Source organism: Pseudomonas sp. CCC3.1 (assembly GCF_034347405.1).
GTDB lineage: Bacteria > Pseudomonadota > Gammaproteobacteria > Pseudomonadales > Pseudomonadaceae > Aquipseudomonas.
Window position 1 is genome coordinate 2,942,287 of the sequence record NZ_CP133778.1, and the last position, 17,311, is coordinate 2,959,597.

At 60.9% G+C, this 17,311-nt stretch carries 16 protein-coding genes; 8 read left to right on the plus strand and 8 right to left on the minus strand.

Annotation, left to right across the window (positions count from 1 at the left end):
* Window positions 1–11 precede the first annotated feature (11 nt).
* Window positions 12–1,460 carry a coniferyl aldehyde dehydrogenase gene (locus tag RHM56_RS12975; protein WP_322232655.1) on the minus strand — a complete coding sequence of 483 codons (1,449 nt, stop codon included), beginning with the start codon at window positions 1,458–1,460 and terminating at the stop codon, window positions 12–14.
* Between the two features lie 180 nt (window positions 1,461–1,640).
* Here RHM56_RS12975 and RHM56_RS12980 point away from each other — a divergent pair, with 180 nt between their 5' ends.
* The 6 genes from RHM56_RS12980 (at window position 1,641) to RHM56_RS13005 (ending at window position 7,696) form a co-directional block, all read left to right on the plus strand.
* A complete protein-coding gene (locus RHM56_RS12980) occupies window positions 1,641–2,621 on the plus strand; it encodes a flavin reductase family protein (RefSeq protein WP_322232658.1) in 981 nt (326 codons plus the stop codon).
* A gap of 18 nt (window positions 2,622–2,639) precedes the next feature.
* Window positions 2,640–3,413: a glucose 1-dehydrogenase gene (locus RHM56_RS12985; RefSeq protein ID WP_322232660.1), complete on the plus strand. Its 774-nt coding sequence runs from the start codon at window positions 2,640–2,642 to the stop codon at window positions 3,411–3,413.
* Window positions 3,414–3,530: 117 nt separating this feature from the next.
* Window positions 3,531–4,322: a fumarylacetoacetate hydrolase family protein gene (locus tag RHM56_RS12990; protein ID WP_322232662.1), complete on the plus strand. Its 792-nt coding sequence runs from the start codon at window positions 3,531–3,533 to the stop codon at window positions 4,320–4,322.
* A gap of 21 nt (window positions 4,323–4,343) precedes the next feature.
* Window positions 4,344–5,273, plus strand: a complete 930-nt coding sequence (locus tag RHM56_RS12995; protein ID WP_322232665.1) for an acetaldehyde dehydrogenase (acetylating) — start codon at window positions 4,344–4,346, stop codon at window positions 5,271–5,273.
* 10 nt (window positions 5,274–5,283) lie between these two features.
* On the plus strand, window positions 5,284–6,306 hold the full coding sequence (gene dmpG / locus RHM56_RS13000) for a 4-hydroxy-2-oxovalerate aldolase (RefSeq protein ID WP_322232667.1): 1,023 nt from the start codon (window positions 5,284–5,286) through the stop codon (window positions 6,304–6,306).
* 76 nt (window positions 6,307–6,382) lie between these two features.
* Entirely contained in the window at window positions 6,383–7,696 is a 1,314-nt protein-coding gene (locus RHM56_RS13005) for an MFS transporter (RefSeq protein WP_322232669.1), read from the plus strand.
* On the opposite strand, the gene RHM56_RS13010 is transcribed toward RHM56_RS13005, so the two are convergent.
* Together RHM56_RS13010 and RHM56_RS13015 are read right to left on the minus strand one after the other, a co-directional pair.
* Window positions 7,669–8,754: a nitronate monooxygenase gene (locus tag RHM56_RS13010; RefSeq protein WP_322232671.1), complete on the minus strand. Its 1,086-nt coding sequence runs from the start codon at window positions 8,752–8,754 to the stop codon at window positions 7,669–7,671. The two genes, RHM56_RS13005 and RHM56_RS13010, sit on opposite strands and share 28 nt — an antisense overlap.
* Window positions 8,755–8,952: 198 nt before the next feature.
* On the minus strand, window positions 8,953–10,509 hold the full coding sequence (locus tag RHM56_RS13015) for a L,D-transpeptidase family protein (RefSeq protein WP_322232673.1): 1,557 nt from the start codon (window positions 10,507–10,509) through the stop codon (window positions 8,953–8,955).
* Between the two features lie 143 nt (window positions 10,510–10,652).
* Between RHM56_RS13015 and RHM56_RS13020 the strand changes: the two genes are divergently transcribed.
* Window positions 10,653–11,372 (plus strand): murein L,D-transpeptidase catalytic domain family protein, encoded by a 720-nt coding sequence (locus RHM56_RS13020; RefSeq protein WP_322232675.1) that lies wholly within the window; start codon window positions 10,653–10,655, stop codon window positions 11,370–11,372.
* 82 nt (window positions 11,373–11,454) lie between these two features.
* On the opposite strand, the gene RHM56_RS13025 is transcribed toward RHM56_RS13020, so the two are convergent.
* Window positions 11,455–12,357: a LysR family transcriptional regulator gene (locus RHM56_RS13025; protein ID WP_322232677.1), complete on the minus strand. Its 903-nt coding sequence runs from the start codon at window positions 12,355–12,357 to the stop codon at window positions 11,455–11,457.
* A 122-nt stretch (window positions 12,358–12,479) separates the two neighbouring features.
* Between RHM56_RS13025 and RHM56_RS13030 the strand changes: the two genes are divergently transcribed.
* On the plus strand, window positions 12,480–13,640 hold the full coding sequence (locus tag RHM56_RS13030; RefSeq protein ID WP_322232679.1) for an MFS transporter: 1,161 nt from the start codon (window positions 12,480–12,482) through the stop codon (window positions 13,638–13,640).
* A 6-nt stretch (window positions 13,641–13,646) separates the two neighbouring features.
* Here RHM56_RS13030 and RHM56_RS13035 read toward each other — a convergent pair whose 3' ends face one another.
* Genes RHM56_RS13035 through RHM56_RS13050 form a run of 4 tightly spaced genes read right to left on the minus strand, consistent with a single transcriptional unit; the run spans window position 13,647 to window position 17,300 of the window.
* Window positions 13,647–14,423, minus strand: coding sequence for an ABC transporter ATP-binding protein (locus RHM56_RS13035; RefSeq protein WP_322232681.1), 777 nt, complete (start codon window positions 14,421–14,423; stop codon window positions 13,647–13,649).
* The gene (locus tag RHM56_RS13040) at window positions 14,420–15,481 is read right to left on the minus strand and encodes an iron ABC transporter permease (protein WP_322232683.1); all 1,062 of its coding nucleotides are present in this window, start codon (window positions 15,479–15,481) and stop codon (window positions 14,420–14,422) included. Before RHM56_RS13040 ends, RHM56_RS13035 begins: the two co-directional genes overlap by 4 nt.
* The gene (locus tag RHM56_RS13045; RefSeq protein ID WP_322241771.1) at window positions 15,478–16,563 is read right to left on the minus strand and encodes an ABC transporter substrate-binding protein; all 1,086 of its coding nucleotides are present in this window, start codon (window positions 16,561–16,563) and stop codon (window positions 15,478–15,480) included. Before RHM56_RS13045 ends, RHM56_RS13040 begins: the two co-directional genes overlap by 4 nt.
* 56 nt (window positions 16,564–16,619) lie before the next feature.
* Complete coding sequence (locus RHM56_RS13050; RefSeq protein ID WP_322232685.1) at window positions 16,620–17,300, minus strand: Fe2+-dependent dioxygenase; 681 nt, start codon at window positions 17,298–17,300, stop codon at window positions 16,620–16,622.
* Window positions 17,301–17,311: the final 11 nt, after the last annotated feature.

Here is a 17,311-nt window from a genome sequence, read left to right on the forward strand (position 1 = left end):
GGGATTACGGGTTAATCAGGCGTGACCATCGATTGCATGGTCGGCAGGAAGTGCTCGCCGTACGGTGGCAGCAAACCCCATTCGCGGCGCGGGTCATGGGCTGGGGCCTTGAACACGGTGCGCATATGACTGAACTCCAGGAAGCCTTCGCGGCCGTGGTAGTGGCCCATGCCAGAAGCACCGACCCCGCCAAACGGCGCATCGTGCAAGGCGGCATGCATCAACACATCGTTGATCGTCACCCCGCCCGACAGCGTGTGCCCCAGTACATGCCGCTGCTCCTCTTCACTCTGGCCAAAGTAGTACAGCGCCAATGGCCGTTCGCGGGCGTGGATGTCGGCCAGGGCCTGATCGAGTTGCTGATAAGGCAAGACCACCAGCGCTGGGCCGAAGATCTCTTCGCGCAGGATCTGGCTATCACGCGGCGGGTCAATCACCACCTGCAAGGGGCGCCGGCGTGACTGTGCATCCGCCTTAAGTGCGTGCGGAAAGCTGACGATCCGCGCACCCCGCTCACGGGCGTCCTGCACGTAACCTTCGACACGCTGCAAATGCCGCGCATTGACCACCGCGATCACATCCGGGTTGCCCTCAACACGGGGGATCAGATCGCTGTAGGCCATGTCCAGCGCGCCCACAAAATCTTCCAGTTGCTCACTGGGTACGTAGACCACGTCCGGGGTGATGCAAATCTGCCCGCCATTGTTGGTTTTGGCCACCGCGATGCTGAAGGCGGCCTTGGCCAGATCAGCCGTGCGGGAAATGATCACCGGCGACTTGCCGCCCAATTCCAGAGTCAGCGGCACCAGGTTTTCGGCGGCATTGCGCATCACCGAGCGCGCCACCGCGGTGCTGCCAGTGAACACCAGGTGGTCAAACGGTTGCGCCGTGAAAGCCTGTGCCAACTGCGCATCGCCGGTCACCACGGCGACTTCCAGCGGGTCAAACAGCTCGGCAAAGGCTTGTGCCAGCACACTGGACGTCAACGGCACTACTTCTGACGGCTTGAGAATCGCTCGGTTACCCGCCGCCAGCACGCAGGCCAGCGGGCTGAGCACCGTAAACAGCGGCGCGTTCCACGTACCGATAATGCCGACCGTGCCTTTGGGTTGATGCATGACCCACGCTTTGGCGCCTAGCTGGTCATAGGGTGCAAACACCTCGCGGGGCTCGTCCGCCATCCAGTGTTCAAGGTGGTCGCGGGCATATTTAAGCGAGGCCAGCGAACCCAGCACGTCATTCATCAACGAAAAGCCCTGCGGCCTGCCACCGAAGTCCAGGTCGATGGCTTCGATCAAGGGTTGCTGATAACGCACCAACAGATCAATCACCCGTTGTATGCGCTCGCGGCGCTGCTCGGCACTGACCGGGCCCGCATCAATAAACGCCTTCTTTTGGGCGGCCAACAGGCTGGATAGCTGCTCGGGGGCAGTTTGGGTGGATGTGTGCGGGGTGCTCATGGCGCGTCCTCTCTAAGGCTAAAGGGGCTGAAGGATGCGCCGAAGCTAGCCAATCCCGCGGACTGGCGCCTCGTCCAATCGGACCATGATCGGCTGAATTCGTTAGTCCATTAAGACGATGTAGCGCGCGGCCTGGCGGCGAATACTGCGAGCACGAAAATTCAATCCATGGGGTTCGTCATGGCAGTGCAAAGCAGTTTTGATCCGCAGGCGTTCCGCACCGCGCTGGGCACCTTCACCACCGGGGTGACGATCATCACCACTCAGGCGCAAGATGGCTCGCCCATCGGGATCACCGCCAACAGCTTTAACTCGGTCTCGCTCAACCCACCGCTGGTGTTGTGGAGCCTGGCCAAATCCGCCCGCAGTCTGCCGGTGTTCAGCTCCGGCAAACACTGGAACGTGCACGTGCTGTCGACCGAACAGGAGCCGCTGTCCGGTCGCTTTGCCATGCAGGGCGAAGACAAGTTTGCCGAAATCGAACTCGACAACGGCATCAGCGAAGCACCGCTGCTGCAAGATTGCACAGCCCGCTTTCAGTGCCGCACGGCCTTTCAATATGAAGGCGGCGATCACGTGATTTTTGTCGGTGAAGTGCTCGCCTTCGACCACAGTGATCGCGCACCGCTGGCGTTCCAGAGCGGCCAGTACGCCCTGGCAACGCGCAAGCCACGCAGTGAGTTGCGCCTGGCCACCACCCCGCCGCCACCGGAATGCAGTTACACCGAAGACTTGCTGGGTTACTTGCTGGGCCGTGCGCACTACCAACTGCTGGACGCCCTGCACCGCCTGCTGAGCAATCAGCAACTGGATGAGCATGCGTTTTTCATCCTCTCGGTGCTGTGTATCCGCGACAACCTGTCTTTGCACGAGATCAACACCTTCACCAGCTACACCGGGCACGTGGTGACAGTCGCCAGCATGCGTTTTCTGGAAAAACAAAACCTGGTAGCAGTAGAAGGCACCGTGCAGGCGCCGCGCTATGTGCTGACGGCCAATGGCCGCGAAGCCTCATTGCAGCAATTGGCACTGGCCAAGGCCGTGGAAGAAAACGTCTCGGCCAAGCTTGGCCCCGGTGATGCGCAAGCGCTCAAGGTACTGCTCAAACGCCTGATCGCCGCCAGCGACCCTGGCCTGCCCGATCTGTGGGCCCCCCGCTAATCCATAAAAGGACGATGTATGACTATTCTCCAGCGCTTCAACCTGACCGGCAGTGTGGCGGTGATTTCCGGTGGCGGCCGCGGTATTGGCCGGGGCATCGCCCTGGCCTACGCCGAAGCCGGGGCCGATGTGGTCCTCGCGGCCCGCACCTTGAGTGACGTGGAAGCGGTTGCCGAAGAAGTCCGCAACCTGGGCCGTCGAGCCCTGGCATTGAGTTGCGACGTGAATGATGCCGAACAGCGCAGCGCCGTGGTAATCCAGGCCCGCGAACAGATGGGGCGCATTACCCACTTGGTCAATAACGCAGGCGGCGCGGGCCCCAACGACCCGCTGACCCTGAGCGTCGAGCGTTTTGAGGAAATCCTGCGCTTCAACGTGTCGTCGGCCTATCACCTGTGCCAGCTCTGCGTGCCGCATATGCGCGAGGCCGGTATGGGCAACATCATCAACATCACGTCGGGTGCAGCGCGCTATGCGCAAACCCAGTTCAGCGCCTATGGCTCGGCCAAGGCTGCGTTGAGCCACATGACCCGTTTGCTGGCCCAGGATTTCGCCCCGCTGGTACGGGTCAATGCAATTGCCCCCGGCCCGATCCTCACCGACGCCTTGAACCGCGTGCTGCCGGTCGCCATGCGCGACGGCATGATCAAGGCCACACCGATGCAAAGCCTGGGCGAGGTTGAAGACATTGCCGCTGCCGCGCTGTACCTCGCGACCCCGGCGTCACGCTGGGTCACGGGCAAGATCATTGAAGTGGATGGCGGCGCCGAGTCGAGCGTCTGGCCGGGCTGAGATTGCCCTAACAACTCCTGTAGGAGCGAGCTTGCCCCGCGATCTTTTGATCGTTTAAAAGATCGCGAGGCAAGCTCGCTCCTACACAGGGAATTGCCAATTTTAGAGTGAGTGGTTATGGACACACAGTTGATTCAAGCCCTGGGCGATGAGCTGTTTCATGCCTTGCGCGAGCGCCGCAGCCTGCAACCGCTGACCCAGCGTTACCCGGACTTGACCCTGGACACGGCGTATCAGATTTCCCTGCGCTTTTTGCAGCGCCGCGAAGCCTTGGGCGAACAGGTGATTGGCAAAAAAATCGGCGTCACCAGCCGTGCCGTGCAGGACATGCTCGATGTGCATCAGCCCGACTTCGGTTTTTTGACCAATCGCATGCAGGTTGCCGATGACAGCGATGTGAGTTTCGCCGCCCACACGCTGGTGCAGCCACGGGCTGAAGGCGAGATTGCATTTATTCTCGGTGAAGACTTGCACGGCCCCGGCATTACGGCCGAAGACGTGATGGCCGCCAGCCAGTGGGTAGTGCCGTGCTTTGAAATTGTCGACTCGCGCATCGCTGACTGGAAAATCCGCATTCAGGACACGGTGGCCGATAACGCCTCGTGCGGGGTGTTTGCCTTGGGTGAACAACGGATCGACCCGCGTGACCTGGACCTGGCCAAGGTCGAGTTGCACCTGCTGAAAAATGGCCAGCCCGCAGGCCACGGCTTCGGTTCTGCGGTGCAAGGCCATCCGTGTGCGGCGGTGGCCTGGCTGGCCAACACACTGGGCCAGTTCGACATTCCGTTTCGCAAGGGCGAAATCATTCTTTCCGGGGCCCTGGCGCCGCTGGTGCCGGTGCAACCCGGTGATGAAGTCAGCCTGACCCTCAGTGGCCTGGGCTCTGCCCGTCTGCGCTTTGTGCCCTAAACCCCGTTCGAGAGCCTTCCCATGAGCAAAAAGATTAAATGCGCCCTGATCGGGCCGGGCAATATCGGCACTGACCTGCTGTACAAGTTGCTGCGCAGTGACGTGCTGGAGCCGGTGTGGATGGTCGGTATCGATGCCACCTCCGAAGGCCTGAGCCGCGCCCGCGACATGGGCCTGAAAACCACCAGCGACGGGGTCGACGGACTGCTGCCACACGTGCTGGAAGACAACATTCAAATCGCCTTTGATGCAACGTCGGCCTACGTGCACGCCGAGAACAGCCGCAAGCTCAATGAGCTGGGCGTGCTGATGATCGACCTGACCCCGGCGGCCATCGGCCCGTACTGCGTGCCGCCGGTGAACCTCAAGGCCAACCTCAAGCGCGGCGCGATGAACGTCAACATGGTGACCTGCGGCGGCCAGGCGACGATTCCGCTGGTGGCTGCGGTGTCCAGTGTGCAACCCGTGGCCTATGCCGAAATCGTCGCCACGGCTGCGTCCAAATCCGTAGGCCCGGGCACGCGCAAAAACATCGACGAATTCACCCGCACCACGGCCAGTGCTATCGAACAGGTCGGCGGCGCCAAGAAAGGCAAGGCGATCATTATCGTCAACCCGGCCGAGCCGCCACTGATCATGCGTGACACCGTGCACTGCCTGACCGAAACCGAGCCCGATCAAGCCGCCATCACCGTGGCCATTGCCAACATGATCGAGCAGGTCCAGCACTACGTGCCCGGCTACAAGCTGGTGAATGGTCCGGTGTTTGACGGCAATCGAGTGTCGATTTTCATGGAAGTCGAAGGCCTGGGCGATTACCTGCCCAAGTACGCCGGCAACCTCGACATCATGACCGCTGCTGCCGCGCGCACCGCCGAAATGTTCGCTGAGGAAATCCTCAAGGGCGAACTGCAACTCAAGGCCTGTGCCCCACAGCCTGCCCTCGTTTAAGGAGCACCCCATGGACCTTCGCGGCAAAAAAATCACCGTGCATGACATGTGCCTGCGCGATGGCATGCACCCCAAGCGTCACCAGATCAGCCTGCAACAGATGAAAGACATCGCCTGTGGGCTTGATGCGGCGGGCGTACCGCTGATTGAAGTCACCCACGGCGATGGCCTGGGCGGCAGTTCGGTGAACTACGGTTTTCCGGCACACACCGACGAGGAATACCTCTCGGCGGTGATCCCCATGATGAAAAAGGCCAAGGTGTCAGCCTTGCTGCTGCCAGGGATCGGCACCGTCGACCACCTGCAAATGGCCTACGAACTGGGGGTCAACACCATTCGCGTGGCCACCCACTGCACTGAAGCCGACGTGTCGGAACAGCACATCTCGTATGCCCGCAAACTGGGCATGGACACCGTGGGCTTTCTGATGATGGCGCACATGAACAGCCCCGAAGGGCTGGTCAAGCAAGGCAAGCTGATGGAGAGCTTCGGCGCCAACTGCATTTACCTCACCGATTCGGCGGGCTACATGCTGCCCCACGACATCAAGGCGCGGGTCGCGGCCTTGCGTGAAGTGCTGCACCCGGACACCGAGATCGGTTTTCACGGCCACCATAACCTGTCGATGGGCGTGTCTAACTCCATCGCTGCCATCGAAGCCGGAGCCACCCGGATTGACGCGGCGGCCGCGGGTTTGGGCGCGGGCGCAGGCAACACCCCCATGGAAATCCTGGTCGCGGTGTGCGACCGCATGGGCATCGAAACCGGGGTCAGCGTGTTCGGCATTCAAGACGTGGCCGAAGATCTGGTAGTGCCGATCATGGACTTCCCGATCCGCAGCGACCGCGATGCCCTGACCATGGGTTACGCCGGGGTCTATGGCTCGTTCTTGCTGTTCGCCAAGCGCGCCGAGAAAAAGTACGGCGTTCCGGCCCGGGAAATTCTCGTGGAAATGGGCCGTCGCGGCATGGTTGGTGGTCAGGAAGACATGATCGAAGACACTGCCATGACCCTGGCTCGCCAGCGCGCCTGACAGCGGTTTATTGCCAAAGGCGCTGGCGCTCTGTGCGTCAGCGCCTTTGGCGTTTTTAGCGGATAGGGAATCGAATATGTCCAACCCACACGTCGGCTGGCGCAGCCACGGATTGCTGTTGTTGCTGGCCGCAGTGTTTGCCGACAACTTTGTCGGGCGGCAGATTCTGGCGGTGATGATCGAGCCAATCAAACGCGAATTCGGGGTCAGTGACACGGCCATGGGCCTGGTATCGGGCCTGGCGTTTTCTGGGGTCTATGCCCTGCTCGCCTTGCCCGCCGGACGCCTGGCCGATGGCATGTCGCGGACTCGGCTGTTAGCCATGGCTTGCCTGCTATGGGCGCTGGCGACAATGCTTTGCGGGCTGGCAGTGAGTTTCTGGATGCTGGCGTTGGCGCGCATGGCGGTCGCGGTAAGCGAGTCACCCACCACATCGGCGTCCATGTCGGTGATTGCCGATTTGTACCCGCCGCATCGACGTTCGTTTGCCATCAGTTGTTTTACCGCTGCGCCGACGTTTTCGGCCGTCATTGGTTTGAGCCTCGGCGCTTGGGTGGTCGAGCACTACGGCTGGCGCATGGCGTTTATGCTGGTTGGCATCCCGGCGCTGGGATTTTCAGCACTGCTGGGGTTTATGGTCAAAGACCCGGCACGCGGACGCTGGGATCTGGCCAGCGCCCACGCGGCACACCCCCTGCAAAGTCTGGGCATCGAAGCGCGCAAGCTCTGGGCCTTGCCCGCTTATCGCTGCCTGATCATGGCTGGCGGCCTGACCACCCTGAGTGCATATGCCATTGGCATGTGGAACACCAGTTTTCTGGTGCGCTCGCACGGGTTGTCACTGCAACACGCCGGTTTGCTGGCGGGGTTCATTTGCGGAGGCGTGGCAGGGATCGGCGCGCTGTTCAGTGGCTGGTTAAGCGATCACCTGACACCGCGTAATGCGCATTGGCAAATTGGCATTCCAATCATCGGCCATGTCATGGCGCTCAGCGCCCTGGTGGCTTATCTGCTGTGGCCGAACACGGTCTGGCTGCATCTGGGCGGGCTGCCCATTCCCAGTGCGATGCTCTGGTGTGCGCTCTACAGCTTTTTTTGTACGTGGTGTGTGGCGCCGTCTTTCAACCTGGTCACGCAACTGGTGCCGGGCAATCGCCGAGGCACGGCCATGGCCTTGCAGACGATTATCTCGACGCTGCTGGGGGTTGGGGTCGGACCGTTGCTGGCAGGTTTGTTCAGTGATGCGTTGCAACCGGTGTTTGGGGTTGAGTCGCTGCGTTATGCCTTGCTCCTGGTGAACATACCGGTGCTGGCGGCGATCGGGCTGCTGATTCGCACCAGCAGCCACGTCACTCAAAGCCGTTATTTACCGGTGGAGCGTGCGGCGTAATCGTCCAGCAGCTTGCGGGTCAGCTCATAGGACGATAGCTCGGCAGTTCGGCCAGGGCTCAGGGGAAATGCCTGCCCCGCCCACAGGTTGATGAAATCACCGGAACCGGCAGGCTCGGACTTGGCCTTCAGTGGCAGCAGCACCCCACCTGCCAACGGGAAAGCCGGGGCCTGCGGGTTGATCGGGCCGAGCTCGCGCATGACCCGGTTCATAATTCCGCGCGCTGGACGCCCGGTGAACAGGTTGGTCAGCGCGGTGTCACTGGCGCTGGCTTCGCGCAGTGCCCGGTAATGCGGCTTGGCTATGTTTGCCTGCGGGCAAAACAAGTACGCGGTGCCGATTTGCACCGCGCTGGCGCCCAAGGCAAACGCGGCGGCAATCCCTCGCGCATCGGCAATGCCGCCTGCAGCAATCACAGGCACCGAGACTGCATCGACGATTTGCGGCACCAGGGCAAAGGTGCCGATTTGGGTGGTCAGTTCAGTGCTTAAAAACATTGCTCGATGACCACCGGCTTCGTAGCCCATCGCAATGATCGCGTCGCAGCCGTGTTGCTCAAGCCATTGGGCTTCTTCAACGGTGGTCGCGGCGCTGAGAATCTTTGCCCCACAGGCTTTGACCCGCGCGATCAGTTCGGGGGCTGGGAGCGAGAAGTGAAAACTGACCACTGCCGGGCGCAGCTCTTCGACCAGAGCACAGGTGGCCTCATCAAAAGGCGCCCGGCTCGAAACCGGGGTTGGCGCGTCATAGTCGGCGCCCAACTCGTCGTAATAAGGCTTGAACAGCGACTTCCACTGCTGCACGCAAGCTTCGTCGTATTCAGGGGACTGATGGCAGAAAAAATTCAGATTGAATGGCTGTTCGCTCTCGGCGCGAAAGGCTGAAACCTCTGCACGAATCGCGTCGTGACTCAAGGTGGCACAGGCCAGAGAGCCCAGGCCGCCCGCTTTCGCTACGCCGATCATCACATCAGCCCCGGCGCCGAGCATAGGGCCTTGAATGATGGGGTTGGTAATGCCTACCAAGTCGATAAAGCGTGAGTCAGGCCATTGGGACATAGGGATGTTCTCTACGATCAATAAACGGGAAACGGATAGTAACGGAGGGAGCGGCGTTGTGGGAGCCTGGCTTGCCAGCGTTTGCGCGACTTCACATTCCCTGTAGGAGCGAGCTTGCCTCGCGAGCTTTTGATCGTTTAAAAGATCGCGAGGCAAGCTCGCTCCTACAGATTTCAGGCAGCGTAAAACGATGTCTAATCAGCGTTTATTGGCCAATGCGGCTATCAACGCCGGGTCTCGGTTGTAGATGTCCGGGGCGTACACCACTTTGCCATTTTTGTCGGCTTGCGCCGTCCAGTAGCTCATCAGGATCGGCATCGGATTGGACAACCGAAATTCATGGGTCAAGCCGGTGGCCAGCAAGTCTTCAGTGCGGGTTTTTTCTGCAGGCGTGACCAGCAAATCTCGTAACTGGAACACTGATTCAACCCGTACACACCCCGAACTGAATGCCCGGGGGCCTTTGCTGAACAGCGCCTGGCTCGGCGTGTCGTGCAGGTACACCGAAAATGGGTTGGGGAAACGCAGCACGATCCGGCCCAAGGGGTTTCTAGGCCCGGCGCCCTGGCGCAGCAAGATATTGCCGGGGCGATCCCAGTCAATACTCTGCGGCGACAGCGGCTGACCATTGCTGTCGATGACCTGCAAGTCATGGCGGCTCAAGAAGGACGAATCGCGGCGAATCTGCGGCAGTTTGTCTTCTTTGAAAATAGTCGGCGGAATGGTCCAGGTCGGGTTCAGGGTCAGACGGGTCACTCGCGATTTAAGCAACGGCGTCTGGCGATCCGCACGCCCGACCTGAGTGCGGGTTTGCCACACCGGCGAGCCATTCTGGTAGACCGTCAACTGCGCTGCTGGCACGTTGATCAGCAAGATCGAAGGCTCGAAATCCTGGGCCATCCAGCGAAAACGCTCCAGGTTGATGCGCAGTTGCTCAAGCCGGGTTGCCGGGCTGACATTCAGTTCTTTCACCGTGCCCGCGCCGACGACCCCATCGGCCTGCAAGGAGTGGTTGAGTTGAAAGCTTTTAACCGCAGACACCAATTCATTGCTGTACACGTTATTGGGCGTTGCCGGCAAGTGATCGAGATAGCCTTCACTGAGCAGGCGCTGGGCCAACGCGGGGATCCGCGGGTCTTGCATACCGGGACGCAGCAAGGCGCCATCCGCTATTGACTGCCATTTATGCAACGGCAACTGACGCTGGCGGGCATAAACGTTGCGCAGGTTCTGGTAAAGCTCAAACCCCGGACGGGCCAAGGCAAACGCCTGGGCCACATCGTGCAGCCCCGGCCCGGCAATTGCCAGAATCTGGCTGCGATCTGGCGTCATTTCATTGGAATGCCAGACGGGCTCGAAACGGGCTTGCGGCAAACGGCCGTAGTGCAGGTCTTGCAAGGCTTGCAGGTACTGGCGACTGGTGTCGATGTCGGCACACAGGTCCTGTGTGTTGGGCAAAGGGTAGTTTTGCGGGTCAAGGCCATCGTCAGCCAGGGTAGCCAATGCACCTTGCAAGGCGGTCAGGCGCCCCTTGTCGGCCCAGATTGGCTGGTTATTCTGGCTTTGGTAAAAAGCCTGCAACAGGGCCTTTGAAGGCTCGTTGATACTGACGGCCAAGGTCGGGCATGCCTGCGGCAATTGCGCCAATGCCACTTGCACCGGGTTCAAGGGCTCGACTGGCAGCTCATCGGCCAGTGCGACCAGCGGCGCAGCGAGCAAGACAAGTGTCAAGTAATATGCGTGTTTTTTGATCAACTGCTTTACTCCAGTCCGTGGCCTTTATGTTGAGGGTCACCGTATTACTTGTCGCGGCACCCCTCAGGCTAGCACCTAAAACAGGGTCGCCTTTAGAACGACGGAATGTCAGGAGCCAACTCAACAGTGGAAACTCTTAACTTATGCTGATTTTATTGCGACGGCTTTGCTTGGCCGCCGCGACACTGGGCGCATTTTCAAGCCCGGTGTTCGCTGCCACCGCCAGCTCTTTTCAACCGGTATTGTTCTCCAGCCTTGCCCAAGCGGCCCCCGAACTCAACCCCCAAGCCCTCAAAAGCGCTCTCAGCGCCATGCAATGCGCCGTCAATAATGGCGCCAGCCAGGCCGAGCACCTGGCCGTAATTGATTACTCGCAACCCTCCACAGCACGACGACTGTGGATTTTTGACTTGCATAAAAAGACCCTGGTGCTGCGTGACTTGGTGGCCCATGGACAGAATTCCGGTGAAAACTTCGCCACTCAGTTCTCCAATAGCGAAGGCAGTTATCAATCCAGCCTGGGCTTGTTTCGTACCCAGGAAAGCTATCAAGGCGCCAACGGTTACTCCCTGCGCATGGACGGACTAGAGCCGGGCATCAACGACCGCGCCCGTGATCGCGACATCGTGATTCATGCCGCCAGCTATGTGAACCCGCTGTGGAGCCAGCGTCAGGGCCGCATCGGCCGCAGCCAGGGCTGCCCTGCCGTGCGCCCGCAAGTCGCGCGCAAAGTGGTAGACACACTCAAGGACGGACAGTTCATGTTTGCTTGGTATCCCGATCAGCGCTGGTTGAAATCCTCGGCCTACCTGAACTGCAAGCCGCACTTGGTGGCGAGTATTGTTTCCGCGAAAGGGAGCTGAGCAGGCGTTACCGAGGCGGTCGTTGTAATGCCGGCCATAAAGGCGGCGATCGCACAGCCCCCCAACGACCTGTGGATTTGAGTCAACCCGCAGCAACGGCGTTGGGGAACACGTGTGCGCAGAGGAAGTCCACCAGCGCCCGCACCTTGGGTGAAGGGTGTTTACTGGCAGGCCACAGCACATGGAACACCCCGCTGCACGCTACATAATCACCCAGAATCAGCGTCAGGCGGCCATCGGCCAGCGGCTCATGGATGGCGAATTCTGGCAGGTAGGTGATGCCCAGCCCTTGCAGCGCAAAACACACGCGAGTCTCGATGTTGTTGCAGATCATCGAGGTTGGCAGTTGCAACTCGGGCTCGCCGGGCGCCTGACGCAGCGCCCACGTTTGCAGCTTGCCGCTGGTGGGCCAGCGGTAATGCATGCAAGTGTGATGCAGCAAATCGGCAGGTACCTGTGGCGTCCCGCGCTGCGCAAGGTACTCGGGCGCGGCCACTACGCGCATCTCAAAGGTCCCCAGACGGCGGGCTGACAGCCTTGAGTCGACAGGCTCTCCGGTGCGCACCACGGCGTCGAAACCCTCTTCGATCACATCGACCATGCGGTCAGAGAAATCCAGGTCCAGTTCGATCTCAGGGTAGGCACGCATAAACTCGCCGAGCACCGGCAATACCAGTGAGCTCACCAACGGCAGACTCACGCGCAGGCGCCCCCGTGGCGCAGATGAAGCGTGTGACAACTCCTGCTGCGCAGCTTCAATTTCGGCCAGGATGCGGCGGCTGCGCTCCAGAAACAGCATCCCCTCAGCAGTCAACGTCACACTGCGCGTACTGCGGTGGAAAAGCCGCACCCCAAGCTTTTCTTCAAGCCGCGCCACGCTTTTACCCACTGCCGAGGCCGACACCCCCAACAGGCGGCCCGCCGCCACGAAACTGCGGGTTTCGGCAACCTGAACAAACACTACGAAGCCATTGAGGCTGTCCATTGCTTACCTCGCTGCTCAATTGCGGACATAACCGTCCGCACAACGAGGAACTGTATCCCGCTTTTTCTTTAATCAGGAAATTTCTATCGTCAGGCCATGAATGATCTAACTCAGGAACTGTCATGACCTCTTCCACCTGCCCCAAGACCATCAATGACCGCCTGCCATTAGCGCCGCTGCTGGCGCTGGCCATGACCGCATTCATCATTATTCTCACCGAGGCCCTGCCCGCAGGATTGCTGCCGCAAATGGCCCAAGGCCTGGCGGTGTCTGAAGCCTGGATTGGCCAGACCGTGACGATCTATGCCATCGGTTCGCTGGTGGCGGCGATCCCGTTGACCGCTGCCACGCAGGGCATGCGCAGGCGCTCGTTACTGCTGACGGCAATTGCCGGTTTTGTGATCGCCAATACAGTGACCACCTTGTCATCCAGCTATTCGCTGACCATGGTCGCGCGCTTTCTGGCAGGCGTATCGGCGGGGTTGCTGTGGGCGCTGCTGGCCGGTTACGCCGCGCGTATGGTCCCTGCCCATCAACAGGGCCGCGCAATTGCCGTGGCGATGGTCGGCACACCGCTGGCATTGTCGTTGGGGGTGCCGGCTGGCACCTTCCTCGGGGCCTTGGTGGGTTGGCGCGCCTGCTTTGGCATCATGAGTGTTCTGGCCTTGGTACTCATGCTCTGGGTGCGCCTGCACGTGCCGGATTTCGCCGGGCAACCACAAGGACGAAGACTGGCGCTGCGCCAAGTATTTATGCTGCCCGGCGTGCGTTCGGTGTTGTTCGTGGTGCTGGCCTTCGTGCTTGCGCACAACATCCTCTACACGTACATAGCGCCTTTCCTCAGTGCTGCGGGGATGGCTGAAAGCACCGGCCTGGTGTTGCTGACGTTTGGGCTGACCTCGTTGCTCGGCATCTGGGTGATCGGCGTGCTGATTGACCGCCATCTGCGAACGCTGACGTTAGCCAGCATCGCGCTGTTCGGTCTGGCGGCGCTGGCGCTGGGCATTGCCGGTCAGGTCCCGATTATTGTTTATCTGGCGGTAGGCACCTGGGGATTGGCATTCGGCGGCGCAGCCACGCTGTTTCAAACCGCTGTGGCCAAGACCGCTGGAGACGCTGCAGACGTCGCACAATCAATGCTGGTAACGGCTTGGAATAGCGCCATTGCAGGCGGCGGCATTCTCGGCGGGCTATTACTGGAACAGCTCGGCGTGGGCGCATTCGCCCCCGCCTTGCTGGTGCTGTTGGTGGCAAGCTTCGTGGTGGTAATCAAGTCTGATTGACCGCTCTTACACAGGCAGCGGGCAATCCACCAGTATCTGCAAGGTCTGTTGCGAGCAGCGCTCGACCCGGACCTGAACGCCGTACACGTCGGCAAACAGTTGCGGGGTCAGCACGTCGTGGGCGGCACCAAAGTCCATAACCTGGCCTTCGCGCAACACGGCGATGTTGTCGGCGTAACGCGCCGCCAAGCTGATGTCGTGCATGACGATGACGGCGATCAGTTGGTGTTGACGAACCTTGTCGCGCACGCATTCCATGACCCGCAACTGGTAGCTCAGGTCCAGTGCGCTGGTGGGTTCATCCAGCAGCATGACGCTGGGACGGCGGGCAATCAGTTGCGCCAGGCTGACCAATTGCCGCTGACCACCGGACAACGCATTGAGCATGTGATCTGCCAGGTGGGCGATGCCGATGTGTTGCAGGGCGCCAAAGCCCTGTTCGAGGTAATCGCCACCGCCACCCCCTACGCGCAAGGCCGCCATCACACTTTCAATGACGCTCAGCCCCAACCCCGGCGGCAGGTCCTGGGGCATGTAGGTGATCAACCGGGCGCGCTCCGCAACTGACATCGCCCCCAGTTGCCGACCTTGCAAGCTGACCGAGCCCTTGATGGTTTCAAGGCCCGCCAGCCCGCGCAGCAAGGTCGATTTGCCTGCGCCGTTGGGTCCGATCAACGCCGTGAGGGTGCCGGGCTGCAACTCGGGCAGCGAAGCATCGCGAATCACCACCCGACGGCCGTAGGTCACTTGGGCGTGGCTGACCACTAATCCTTGGGCACTCATAGCTGCCGACCTCGCTTGAACACCAGCGCCACAAAAATCGGCACGCCGACCAGCGCGGTGACGATACCGACCGGCACGATGACGCCCGGCATGATGATTTTGCTGACCACTGAGGACAGTGACAGCAACAACGCGCCCACCAAGGCGCTGGCCGGGAACAGAAAGCGCTGGTCTTCGCCGATTAGGATGCGCGCGATGTGCGGGCCTACCAGGCCGATAAAGCCGATGGTGCCGACGAACGCTACAGCGGTGGCCGACAACAGGCTGATGCGCAGCAACGAGAAAAAACGCAGCCGCCGCACGTCAACACCAAAGCTGTGTGCGCGGTCTTCGCCCATCCGCAACAGGGTCATGCGCGAGCTGGCCTGCAACGAAAACGGCACCGTCAGCGCGATCACTGCGGCCAGAATGCTCAGTTTGTCCCAGTTGGCCCGCGCCACACTGCCCAGGCTCCAGAACACCAATTGTTGCAGCACATCTTCGGTGGCCAGCAGTTGCAACAGCGCCACCAGCGCGTTGCAACTGAACACCAGCGCAATGCCGAACAGCACCAGGGTTTCGACTCCGGCGCCTCTTAAGCGCGACATGCCATGCAGCAGGAACATCGAACCGCAGGCAAACACGAAGGCCGACAACGCCACCATCGAATCGCGGCTCAACAAGGCGCTGCTCACCGGGAACACGATGACCAATGAGGCGCCCAGCGCCGCCGCCGACGACACGCCGAGCGTGAACGGGCTGGCCAGCGGGTTATTGAGGATGGCCTGCATTTCGGCACCGGCCAGCGACAGCGCCGCGCCCACCAGTACCGCCATCAGCGCATACGGCAGGCGCACATTCCAGATGATCACCCGGTCAGTCACCGCCAGGGTTTGCGGGTGCAGCAGGCCGTCGATCAAGGCGCCGAGACTCATCCCCGAAGCCCCGGTGGACAGGTCAAGCAACACCGCTCCGATCAGCGCAAGGCCGATCCCGATCAGCAGTGCCACGCGCCGCGCCAGCAGGCGCCGATAACCATGGCTGGCAGCCACCACGGCGGGGTTCAGGGACGCCGTCATTTCTGTTCACTGATCCAGTATTGGCCCGCCAGCGGCGTGCCGAGGAACTGCTGGTTGATTTCATCCAGGGTGTGCTGCGGGTCAAGGGCGGCAAATTTCTCGGGATGAATCCACTTGGCCAGGGCCTCAATCGCCAGGATGTTGTACGGCGAATTGTAAAAATCATGCCACAGGCCGTGCACATTGCCCTCGCGAATCGCCCGCAAATCGGCGAATTCCGGACGGGTCAGTACCTGTTTCAACGAAGCCTGCGCAGTCGCACGGTCTACCCCGGCGCCCATCATCACGCCGGGCTTTTGATTGCCCGTGAGGATGTACACATCAGGGTCGGCCTTGAGCGCGTATTCAACACTGATGTCACCCAACGCACCGGGGACGACGCCCGCCGCAATATTGCGCCCGCCGACCAGGTTGATCAGCTCGCCCATGCCACCCTTGCCCGTGGTGTGCCCAGGGTTAGCCCACACCCCGGCCAGCAATTCAAGAAACACGCTAGGGCGTTTGCTGTCGTCGATCACGCCCAGCGTGTCGCTGAGGGTGTTGAGGTGCTGCTGGTAAAAATCCAGAAAGGCTTTGGCTTGGGCTTCGCGCCCCAACGCTTTGCCCAGCGCGGTCATGCTGTCATGGGTGCCCTGCACCGGGTTGACCCGGAAATCGACAAACAGCACCGCAATACCGGCTTTTTCCAAAATATCGGCCACCGGGCTGTGCTCGGTCGGGCCGTGCCCGGAAATACTGAACACCGCCAAATCCGGCTTGAGGGCCAAGATCTGCTCGGCACTGACGCTCTGCTCGGACGCTTGGCCAATCAGCGGAATATCCTTGACCTCGGGAAATTTCGCCACGTAGGCGGCATAGGTATTGGGGTCGAGTTTGCGCAGGTCGTTCTGCCAGCCCACGATGCGTTTAAACGGCTGGTCGCGGTCGAGGATGGCCAGCGTGGAAATCAATCGCCCTTCACCCAGCACCACCCGCTGCACGTGCTCCGGCACATCGACCACGCGCCCCAGCACATCGGTAACGTCTTTGGCCCAGACCGACGATACAGCGCCGAGCCCACCGGCGAGCAGAACCAGCATCATTGCGCAGGCGCGCGAATACGATTTGAACACAGGGAATCTCCCATTGAATAAAGGGCTCACACGTCGCTCCAGCGGCGCAAGAGGTTGTGGTACACGCCGCTCAATTGCAGCAGCGATTCGTCATCGGCCTGTTGCGCGGTCAAACGCTGAATGGCCACGTCCATGTCCAGTAACAGGCTGCGCTGGCTGTCTTCACGAACCAGGCTTTCGATCCAGAAAAAGGCCGCTACTCGCTCGCCGCGTGTCACCGGGTTGACCTTGTGCACGCTGGTGCCGGGGTACAGCACCAGATGCCCGGCCGGCAACTTGACGCTGCGTTCGCCAAAAGTGTCGCGGATAACCAGTTCGCCGCCGTCATAGGTCTCGGGGTCGGTCAGGAACAACGTGGCGGACAGGTCGGTACGCACCCGCTCGCGGATGCCTTTGATGCCGCGAATGGCGTTGTCGATGTGAAACCCGAACGCTTCGCCGCCGCTGTAACGATTGAACAACGGCGGGTAGATACGCTTGGGCAGCGCCGCCGACATGAACAGGGCGTTATCAGAGAGCCGCGCGAGGATGCGCTGGCCGAGCAGGATGCCCAACGCCGAGTCTTCGGCCAGTTGCCGATTGCACTTGTCACGGGCCGAGCGCTGCCCGGCCGTGACTTTGCCATCGACCCACGGCTGCTCCAGCAGCCGCGTGCGCATGTCACTGACTTCTTCGGGGCGAAACAGATCGCCAATCTCGATCAGCATGCCGCGCTCCC